This window comes from Spirosoma lacussanchae, assembly GCF_005870035.1.
Taxonomy (GTDB): domain Bacteria; phylum Bacteroidota; class Bacteroidia; order Cytophagales; family Spirosomataceae; genus Spirosoma; species Spirosoma lacussanchae.
Map to the genome: position 1 here is coordinate 1 of NZ_SWJG01000016.1, position 10043 is coordinate 10043.

Consider the following 10043-nt stretch of genomic DNA (forward strand, 5'->3'; position numbering starts at 1 on the left):
AAGATTTGCGAGCTGTTAGCTATTAGTAAGCCCACGCTGTATGCCTACATACGTGCCAGCCAGAAAGCTAGCTGATGTATGTAGGTTTCTTGATGGAACATTTCGTACGAATGTGGGCAGCCCCCCGTTTTAGGGCCGTAGAGACGATTAACGAGATCAGCGGGGAGAATGTCCCGGTTAACGTCGGGTCGTTGCCTACGGTCAAAATAGCGGGCTTCTGCGGGCTGTTCAAATCAAACGGCACGTCGTCGCCCGATAATACCCAATAAATCGCGGGACTGACCAAAGCGGACAGATAGTTTTGTACGGTTGAGAACACGCCCGCTAACTGGTTATCACTCCCGGCCCCACTGCTCACGCTGGCAATGATGGGCCGTACTTCGTCGTCCTGCCGTAGTACCTCGATCAGCCTGCGGGGGTCGCTCTCCAGGAGCAAAGAAACCGCGTGGGGCAGGGTGCAGTACTGCGGGTGGTTGTTCCGCAAATACCAGATACTACCCGTTAACAGCACTTCCGCCGACTGAATCCAGAAACTACGCTGTTGGGCTGCTTTTACGTCTAAGTTGCTTAGGACGGTTAGGGCCGCTTCGCGGGCGTGGCTAACGTTTGATAGTAACCGGGGGGCTACGGGGTTAATCCGGTGGCTGCGGCTTACGTCGGTGAAGTTGACGTAATACGGCGTTACGTCCGTGCCGACATAACTGCCGGCCACGTCCTGGGCGAGCGTGGGAAATTTGAAATCATACACTAAACCCGTTAAGCCCTGCGCTCCGGCCTGTTGAATAATCGGCTCGACGAGTGATTTACTTTTACCACTGCCGGGGCCGCCGTTGATAAACGTTCCCCGGTAGGGGTTGGCTAACCAGATAGGCCCGTCGCCAGTCTGGAACACAAATCCGCCCTGTTTAGGGTCTATGTTGATGGTCTGCGGGGCGTTTCGGCGGTAATGGCGGAAGATGGCCCAACCCGCATACGCCATAAATACAAGACTGCCCCACCCGGTGTACTTTTTCACCAGAAAGAACGCCAACCACCAGGGCAGCGAACGCACCCAAATCTTATTCCAGAGCATCCAGCTTTTAAACTGCTGCTCCTCATAATACCCGATAGCATCTAACGCCCAGTCACTCACCCGGCCTAAGCCGAAAACGCGAAGCCAGCCTAACAGCGAAGGAGTTAACAGACTGGCGATTAGAGTTAAAATAAACAGGTCTCCGCCGTGCCAGGTGGCGGGCGTTTTGGTGGAAAGCGTATAGATAAACAGCCCTAAGCCGCCTAACGCGATATAGCCACTTAATTTGTCGTCTTTCATTGTTGGATAAGTCATTACAGACGGGGGCCGCGTCGTTTGATTTCGGGCGGCTCCTGCTGTCGTTGTTGTTGGGGCCGGGCCACGTCTGGCGGGGTCTGCTGCGGTCGCTGCTGCGGCTCTTGTGTCTTTTCTTCCCCTTTGGTCCGTTGTTGCTGGTTTTGTCCTTGCTCTTTCGCCTTCTGCTGCTCGGCGGCTCGCTGTTCTGCGGCCTGGCGTTGGGCCGCTCGCTCCTGCTCCTGGCGGTGGCTCTCGGCCCGAATCACAGCCAACTTTTCGGCTACCCGTTCGGCCTGGGTTCCGTGTTGCTGGTTACGGCTGTACTCAAACGTTTCGGTTGGCTTGCGTTCGTAGCTGAATTTCTGGTCAAACTGTCGCTCACTGGCCCGGATGAAGTTGGTACGGTCGAATCCCCCTTTTACGGCTCCTTTCTCGGTGGCCCGGTGATTCGTCGCCGGACTGAGTTTAAGCGGGTGTTTCCGCTCCATCTGCCCGGCCTGCTGCTGCGCTTTAAACTGGCTTAGGTTCTCCGTCCGGCTAACGATAACGTGAACGTGGGTCTGTTCGCCCTCCTTCTTTTTTCCCTTCCATTCTTCGCCCGTCTGTACGGCCCGGTCCTGGTGGGTGTGGGTGCGCTCCTTCTCGATTTTGGCAAACCAAACCAGGTCTTTCCCTTCTATCCCCTTTCCAAAATTTCGGGCGTACTCGTTCATCACGTCGCGGGTATAGTCGCGCAGCTTCGCCGGATCGTCGCCGATGTGCTTTAATTCTTCCTTGCTGGGGCCAATGATGATTTGGTAAAACTTCTCGTCGTCGCGGCCCAAATTCCGTTTGTTCCCGTCGATGGTGGGCGTTACCTCGTTCGCCCGCATTCCGTCGCGCTCCTGGCTGAACCACTGGCCGCGCTCCTGCTTCTCTAAGTAGTTCACCAAACCGCCACAACTGCCCGCACTCCCGCCACTAACTTTTACCACCATACGCTACAATCCGACTATCATTTGTTAGGGTTAATCGGGGGCGTGGTTCCCGGTCGGGCCGCGTCCGGTTTGGGCGGAACGGGTTGCGGGTTGTTCATGCCTGCAACAGCCGCCTTAAAGCGGTCGGTCAGGAGTTCGGGCTTTAAGGCACTGCTGATTGTTCGGATTTGCGATTGCCCTATTTTCCTCGGTACGTCCTCTTGCAGTAGTTTGGTAAGTACCTGCACGTCGTCCGACAGGGGGCGCAGTATCTTCTTTTCCTGCTCCCGGATGAAGCCGATTAACCGTTTGTCTAACGCCTTGATTGCGTCGGTTGGATTGTCGGCTTTGGGGTCTCTGGGGTCGGCTTTGGTGGCGTTGAAATACCGCACCATTGCCCCGAACAGGTCTTTGTTAGTCATGCCGTAGGACTTAGCCAGCTTCTTAAAGTCCTCGTATAACTCCGGGTCAACATCAATACTTTTTAGGGTTCTGCTCATGGGTCACGGACACCAATACGGAAAAATCACGCTGTTTATCAATGGGTTAACTGCTAAATACGTCTCTTTCCCGTTTGGTTATAGTTTTTGTTTATGCTTATGTGTTTGATTATCAACCCCGTAGGGCGGGCCGAAGAACGGTATGAGCGAAGCGAATACCGTTCCGGCTCGCTTCTACGAACGCGCCAGCCTGCCCACCGTAGGGGGGCTATCAGACCGCACCGCGCAAGGGGTAGAAGGGAAGAAAAACCAACTCAGGTACGCCGGTTGCCTTAGTTGCATCGGGTGTACTGGTTGTATCAGTTGTACCCGGTGTACAAAGTGTGGCCGTTGTGGTATGGCTGGTACTGGTGGTATGATTGGTATGGTTCACACCTGCCCAACCTGCGCCAGGAATTGCCCTATCTTTTCTAAGTCGGCTAATCGCCAAGTGTCGGGGTGTTCCCTGCGCCGGGCTAAATCCCGGTAGTGTTGCAGGCCCAACAACCGGCGGAACCTAACCAGAGGAATAGGGGAGTTTTGCAACTGACTATATAACCCGTCGCGGACGTTGAGAAACGTTTGTAGGTCGGCCCGGTCTTGCTCATCGCCGTAGCGTTCGACCAATCGGCAAACATCAGCATAGTTAAACGGTCGCTCTCCGCGTCGCTTGGTATAGTAGTTGGTCAGGCTCAATCCTAAGAAGCTGGCCACGGTGGGCGCGTCCTCCTGGGCGGCTCGTTGGGTTACACTGGTTAGTATCTCCCGGTATCGGCTGACCACTTGCAGCAGGCTCCGGGGGTTAGTGCGCGGTAGGCTGGCCGATACTGCGGCCCCTTCCGCCTGTTCGCTCTCACGTACTAAAATCATACCTCTAAATTACTAAACAGATAGGGAAGGTAGATAGAAAATGTTGATAACTAAATTTATAGTTGCCGCCCTCTTTGAAATTTTTAGTAACGCGCGGTCTTATTTGTTTTTTGTTTTTTCCTTCCCAATTCCTGACCGTCAGGATTAGTTTTTCACTTTATCCACCACCTTTTTAGCAACGCGCGGCCCGACAACTATCATAGTAGGAGATTTCCTTTATAGTTAAATACTATATAAGGTGTGAATCCGAATAAAAGGAGATATACCCCCACTTGGCAGGCCGAATAAAAGGAGATATACCCCCACTCAGATAAGCAATAAAAGGAGAAATACCCCCGATTTTTAGGAGTTGTATATTATATCTCCTTTTATTAGCTTGCTGCCGTTTTCTATTTAACCGTGTAGAGAGATGGAGGGACAAGACAAACGAAGTACTCAGTTAGTTTTACCGCTCGGCCTGACCTATGAGCCGAAACATAAAGACTTAGTTAAGCAGCATTGGAACGTAACGTTTGCCCGTCAGGGACGTATGAGCGTGGCCGCTAAACGCATCATGGCCCGCGTTATTGACCAGATACGGGACGATGATTTTAAGCTACGCCCCTACTATCAGTTCCGTATCGTGGACATCGTTACTGAAGCAGGTATTACGAAGGAAACCGCCTATAAGGAGATTCAGGGTGCTTTACTTGAACTGTTGGCGGCTATATGGGAATTTGAGAGCTTGGACGGAAAAGAATGGTTTGCCCGGCACCTGCTCGACTCCACCAAAGAAAGGGCCGTAGGGTACAAAGATGGAATCATTACGGTACTGCTGAACCCACAGTTAGAACCGTACTTTGTCCAGATCGCCCACTACTCGACCTATCAACTTAACAACTACATGGGGTTAAAAAGCTGGTACTCGATGCGCTTCTTTGAAATCTTGTCCGCCTTCCGGGATACGGGTCTATGGTGTCCGACGGTTGAACAGTACCGCCAACTTATGGACTGCACCCAAGAGAAGGATAAGCGGGGTAGGGTCAAGCGAGACAAAAACGGAAACCCAAAGATAAAGTACCCACTAACCAAAGACTTAGTTAAGTACACCATCACGGAGCCGTTAGAGGAGTTGGCTGGTACTGCTCTGGCATTTGACTATGAGCCGGTGTACGAAACTGACCGACTAACGCGGGGCCGTAAGAAGATAACCGGCTTTAGGTTCACCCTCAAACGTAAGCAGGACGGTAAGATACCGGAGTTCTGGCTGCAAAATGCGGTAGTGTCTAAGGTGGTGGCCAGTCTGCGGGAATGGAAGGTAACAGATAAGAATATAGCCCTGTATCTGGAAGATATAGGCACCAAAGCGGCTAATAAGCTGCTGTATGACTGGCAGTTAAAGGAAAACACCGACGACCGCATAAACGACCGGGTGAAGTACTGTAACGCGGTGTTTGTCCGAATGGGTAAGGCTGCTCAGGAACGACTAAAGCAGGAGGTTCAAGCGGCATTAAATGTTAACGGGTAACAGGGAAAACCCCGTTACCCGTTAAGTCAGTCAACAAAGCTCAATCTTGATTGGTACTCATTATTGACAATTCTTTGTTTAGCTAATGCAACGTAGTCAGGGCTTATGTCTATTCCGATATAAGCTCTCTCTAATTCATTGGCCACCCTACAAGTAGTCCCACTGCCACACATTGGGTCAAATATAAGGTCGCCTTTGTTTGACCATGATTTTACGTGATCTCTGACAAGTTCACAAGGAAAAGGGGCGGGATGCCCTTTTGCTTCCTGATCCTCTTGTCTTTTTCCTACAACATATTCCCAAATATTCCCCTTAATCTTTTTGTCCTTAACAGGATTGGCTAATTTTTCCCGTGTCTGGTCATTCTTAGAATAGTTCTTATATGTAGTTCCATTCAATTCTAAACCGGCATGGGCACAATCAACCATTATAGGATTATGGGTTTTGACTTGGCCTTTGCTCAAGACAAACATAAACTCGAATTCGTTATTGTACCTTTTTCGGTATATCTGAGGAATTGGATTTCTCTTTTTGAAAATCATTGTATCGTGAAGATTGAAGCCTACTTCTCTAAAGTACAGAGCTTGTTTAAAGCTTGTTCCTGATTCACTACCCTGTATTGTTGCATCATTCACAACCCACACCACAACTCCACCAGGTTTGGTAATCCTATAAAGTTCATTCGCAATGTCATTGAAAGGGAAGGTAAATCCTTTGTAGTTCCTTAAATCATCATAAGGCGGTGATGTAATAGTTAGGTCTATCATATCAGATTCAAAACCCCGCATTACATCCACACAATTACCCTCAATGATACTATTTCGATACGCGCTCACACTCATTACAAAGTCATTTTATGGTAAATATTCCGCTGTCTCTAACTCCGTTGATGATACTTATTTTCTCATCAATTTTACTCATCTGAATCAAAGCCCTTAGTGCTTGTTGATGATCCATGCTCATGATTAATGCTCTTTGGTCAGACAAAAAGCGTAAATCTTCCTCTTTAGCTATAGCAACGCTCTCTATAGAAGCCGCCTTCTCGACACTCCATAGATTAGCCACGTCTGTAGAAAAATTAAGCATGGTTTGATTTACAGCTAACCAATATGCTGTTGCACTTTTAGACGGGTTGAGTGCTGGTATAACCTTAAAAATTCTACCAATCATCTGCTGTACTTTCTGACTACCAGCGGTTTGCGAGTAACAAAGCAGCAAAGCAAGATGGGAGTACGTGAAAACACAGACATCTCGACTTGTTGCACTTTGGTAAATTTGGCTTGACGTGTTCGGCAGTTGATAGATAGGACAAACAACCATAGCGTTTGACTTACCCCTTTTCCATCCGTGCATTGCCTCTATCTTAAAGTCTTTCTGATTTTTGGCAGTTCGGCTAAGACGAAACGCCTTGGCATCAGCTACAAAATCATAGCCATTCCCAAATACTTCTACGTCAGCGGCATCTCCTCGCTCGGTCATTACTAAACTTCTGAATCCAATAGCATTAAATGCCAACGAAAGAAGGCAATCTGTGTATTTAGAATATAGCTTCTCCTCGCTTGAATCGTGTTTGTACGATTCTGGAATATTTCCACATAGACGAAGATGGTCTATCAGTGCGCTTATTCCTGCACTACTCAACTCGGCTGTTAGCTCTTTCTCCAACCGATCATAATCGTTGCTGAAGTTGCCGCTTAAATTCTTGATTTCATTGACCCAATATGTGCGCCTTTTAATCGCTGCATCAGATATAATTTTTGACATACTGCTGTGTTAGTGAATGTTAAATAAAATTGTCATGGGATTGACTCAATTAATTTCATGCACCAAATAAGCGTTGAAAAAATCCCCGTTTCTCCTGCGCTGGCATTCGCTCGGCAAGTTTGGTAATCATGCCTTTAATGTCGTCTAACTCGGTGCGTATATCTTCCTGACGCATGGGGGGCTGACTGCCTTTCTTTATTTGCTCCTGGGCGTACTGGCGTAAATCCTCGTTTACGTACTGGCCTATTGTCTTACCGCTACGCTGCGCGGCCTTCTCGATGGCGGTACGGGTTTCGAGGTCAACCCCGCGAACTGTCCATAAACCCACGTCCGGGGCGCGTCGGGGTCTGCCCCCCTTGCCTTTTTTCCCCTCTGGCTCCGGCTCTGCTGCGGCCACGTCAAGGGCTGCAAAACTTAACTTTGGTTTTGTTATGTCGTCTTGGGTAGCCATTGCAGTAAAGTACGACGTTTTGTTATGGCTGTAAACTACGTCTTTTTCCTCGTTAGTCGCAACTGCTAACAAAATCTTAGTTTTGTTGTCAGTATTTTAACGCCCTAAAAATCAACTCTATGGAACCTCTCACTGGCGACCGGCTACGGCTAACACAGGGGCAGCTATGCGTTTTCAATGATGTTAAACGCAAAGATTTCTACTTAGCGGAAGTATTGGAGGTGCTGCCTGATTACGAATACAGAATCCGATTCCAGATAGAGACTGAAACCGGCTATGAAGAAAAAGAACAGGTAGTTATACAACGCTACCTTGTGAAGCTATCCCGATTTATGGAAGCGGTGGGCGTGGCTCGGCGACCTGGCTTTTAAGACGTGTAAACAAAACTTCGGTTTTGTTCTGCGCTTCTATGCTCGTTGCATTTTTCAGAGTTTGGGCTTAGTCTGTCGTTGTGTCATGTTTCGAGGAATAACCGAATAACATAACATCACTTATAAAACCACTCTCTAAAAAGTACAACGCCCGGCCCCTCTTGCAAGAGGGGCCGGGCGTTGTACTTTTCTCCTTTCAGGCTTATTATTTTCCTTTCGGCTTATTGGGTGCCTGACTCAGTACCGACGCTGCCAGCGTCTTGCTTACCTTGCTGGAATTCGGGTTTTGTAAAACCTTACTCGCCAACGTAGCAACTTTGGGCGTACTCTGCCCTGAATTGTTTGTAGAGCCACCTTTCTTGCTCATGGTAGTATTCGTGTTTAGTGAGCTTAAATATAAGCATTTTTGAAAATTCAGTCAATCGCTCCTTGTTACTATAATGTGAAGTCCAGAATTACAGTAACAGGGAAACCGAATAATATTTTGTAGCTGCGTCCAAAATGGACGAGCTGCGGGCGGGGTTCGCGCCTGATCTGGCCCGGCTCCCGGCCATGTCCGGCCCTCAATGGGGCTGGCTCTCCAAAGATTGTTTGGTTTTCCTTCCCCCGCTTCACTTGTCGGCCTGCTCCCCGCTAACGGGTCGCCGAAGGCAGCGGCCAATTTTGCAAGCGGCACTTGCAAAATTGGCCCTTAGCTTTTGGACAAAGAATTACGCTAAGCTATCTCGCGCCAATGGCGTACCCGGCTGACAGAGATACAAGGCAACTGTTATACTTCTGCCATGTCGAACTAAACAAGGCCGTTTTGCCGAACTGAGCCAGTAACCGAACGTCGAACCGTTGGCGGTTCAGTTGTACGCCGGTCGCTATCCCAAAACTGCTACGGTATTTGTCCTCAATGCCGTACCGTTCGCGCTCATACGCCGGAAATATGGTGTTTGGGCTTCCCTGGCTCGTTTCAATATAATGACTGCCCCGAAGCTGTACATACGGCCCCAACAATAGACTAACCGCGTTTTTACCAATAGTCAACTGCTCCCGTAAGGGCAAAAGAAACTCAACGGCAGGGGTTGTATTGACGTTGGATTGAGTACCGTAAACGGTTTGATCGGCTCGTGTCCAAACCAGTTTATAACCAATCCGGTAAAGTGATAATTTGATTTCCGGCTGTACCTGGATGGTTCCAATTTGCAGGGGCCTAACTATGCTGATTCCATAACCGGGCGTTGGGCTAAATTGTACCTGCGGTAATAGTGCGCCGGTTTGCCCTCCGGCAAAGTTGGGTAAGGGGCCATTAGGGGCAAATACACTTTGAACGCCTACCCGTATTTGTACACTTTGGGCGGGGCTGCGGCCTGCCAATAGAAGCAGAGCTAACAGCCAAAAAAGCCCGTTATTTCGTCCTGTGGGGGTTCTCATAGGTTAAGTCTTACATAAAGTTTTGCCAGTCCTCCGGCTCCGGTTGGGCGGGTGGTAACAGCCTGGGCGTTGGTTTGGTCGGGCCGTCGCTCCGGCGCACCGGTTCGGCTGCGGTAGTAGGGCCGTTGGCGGCTGCGGTCGCTCGTCCGTCCGGTTGGGCGGGGGGTGCCTTGCGCTCGTTCTGCTCCCGGTTGTGGCCTGCGTCGGCGGGGGCTTCCTGCGGTGGAACACTGGCTAACACCTGGTTAACCTGCTCTTTGATGCGGCTGAACTGCTGGCGGGTGTCGGTCTCGCTTACCCGCTTAAAGGGCTGAATGGGCTGCCCCTGGCTGGTAGGGGCGGCAAAGTACCGCCTAAATTCGGCGTGGCTCCCTTCGGCCAGAATGCCCGCAAACTCGCCTTGTTCAAATCTCATTACGGCCTGAGCCTCCAAACGGTCGCGCTGCTGCACGTTCCGGCTCTGGCTGAAGCTGGTGCCGTTATCGCTGTGGCTCACGCTGCGCCCGGTGTACTCCTGGTCATAGCGGCCAAACATTCGGCTGACCCGTTCGGCTACTTCGGGCGTGGTCGAGCGGCCAAAGAACTGGTTTGATAACGAGCCTAAAATCATTTCGCTGGTCTCCCGGCCAAAAGCCCCCACCATTTGGGAAATGTCCTGAACGGCGTAAACGGTGGCTATCTTGTTACTGCGCCCGGTGGCGGGCAACTGCTGAAAGTTGGGAATAAACAGCGTGGGGGCTTCATCCAGGATAACGACGCTTGGCCGCTGGCCCGGTGTATTCATCCGTTTTAGGGGGGCTGCCCACATTCGTACGAAATGTTCCATCAAACTGGTTTTGCTTCCTCCTTTAAGAGTTGACCCAATTCTAGACTGACCAAATTTCGTAACGTGCCTTCCGAAAAGTCATATTCGCCTT

Annotated in this window: 10 protein-coding genes; 2 read left to right on the top strand and 8 right to left on the bottom strand. The window is 50.1% G+C overall.

The window, feature by feature from the left end:
- Nucleotides 1-67: 67 nt before the first annotated feature.
- The 4 genes from FBR45_RS26130 to FBR45_RS26145 form a co-directional block, all read right to left on the bottom strand.
- The gene (locus FBR45_RS26130; RefSeq protein ID WP_212748658.1) at nucleotides 68-1327 is read right to left on the bottom strand and encodes a type IV secretory system conjugative DNA transfer family protein; all 1260 of its coding nucleotides are present in this window, start codon (nucleotides 1325-1327) and stop codon (nucleotides 68-70) included.
- Entirely contained in the window at nucleotides 1327-2286 is a 960-nt protein-coding gene (locus tag FBR45_RS26135; protein ID WP_138507408.1) for a DUF5712 family protein, read from the bottom strand. Before FBR45_RS26135 ends, FBR45_RS26130 begins: the two co-directional genes overlap by 1 nt.
- A gap of 17 nt (nucleotides 2287-2303) precedes the next feature.
- Entirely contained in the window at nucleotides 2304-2765 is a 462-nt protein-coding gene (locus FBR45_RS26140; RefSeq protein ID WP_138507409.1) for a BfmA/BtgA family mobilization protein, read from the bottom strand.
- A gap of 369 nt (nucleotides 2766-3134) precedes the next feature.
- Nucleotides 3135-3614: a helix-turn-helix domain-containing protein gene (locus FBR45_RS26145; protein ID WP_138507410.1), complete on the bottom strand. Its 480-nt coding sequence runs from the start codon at nucleotides 3612-3614 to the stop codon at nucleotides 3135-3137.
- A 409-nt stretch (nucleotides 3615-4023) separates the two neighbouring features.
- On the opposite strand from FBR45_RS26145, the gene FBR45_RS26150 reads away from it, so the two are divergent.
- Nucleotides 4024-5121 carry a replication initiation protein gene (locus tag FBR45_RS26150; RefSeq protein WP_138507411.1) on the top strand — a complete coding sequence of 366 codons (1098 nt, stop codon included), beginning with the start codon at nucleotides 4024-4026 and terminating at the stop codon, nucleotides 5119-5121.
- Nucleotides 5122-5147: 26 nt separating this feature from the next.
- On the opposite strand, the gene FBR45_RS26155 is transcribed toward FBR45_RS26150, so the two are convergent.
- From FBR45_RS26155 to FBR45_RS26165, 3 genes are all read right to left on the bottom strand, one after another.
- Nucleotides 5148-5888 carry a DNA-methyltransferase gene (locus FBR45_RS26155; RefSeq protein WP_212748659.1) on the bottom strand — a complete coding sequence of 247 codons (741 nt, stop codon included), beginning with the start codon at nucleotides 5886-5888 and terminating at the stop codon, nucleotides 5148-5150.
- A gap of 82 nt (nucleotides 5889-5970) precedes the next feature.
- Nucleotides 5971-6885, bottom strand: coding sequence for a HindIII family type II restriction endonuclease (locus FBR45_RS26160; protein ID WP_138507413.1), 915 nt, complete (start codon nucleotides 6883-6885; stop codon nucleotides 5971-5973).
- Nucleotides 6886-6940: 55 nt separating this feature from the next.
- Nucleotides 6941-7336, bottom strand: a complete 396-nt coding sequence (locus tag FBR45_RS26165) for a hypothetical protein (RefSeq protein WP_246082396.1) — start codon at nucleotides 7334-7336, stop codon at nucleotides 6941-6943.
- A gap of 119 nt (nucleotides 7337-7455) precedes the next feature.
- Between FBR45_RS26165 and FBR45_RS26170 the strand changes: the two genes are divergently transcribed.
- Complete coding sequence (locus tag FBR45_RS26170) at nucleotides 7456-7707, top strand: hypothetical protein (RefSeq protein WP_138507415.1); 252 nt, start codon at nucleotides 7456-7458, stop codon at nucleotides 7705-7707.
- A 1429-nt stretch (nucleotides 7708-9136) separates the two neighbouring features.
- Here FBR45_RS26170 and FBR45_RS26175 read toward each other — a convergent pair.
- Nucleotides 9137-9952: a type IV secretory system conjugative DNA transfer family protein gene (locus FBR45_RS26175; RefSeq protein WP_246082397.1), complete on the bottom strand. Its 816-nt coding sequence runs from the start codon at nucleotides 9950-9952 to the stop codon at nucleotides 9137-9139.
- Nucleotides 9953-10043 lie beyond the last annotated feature (91 nt).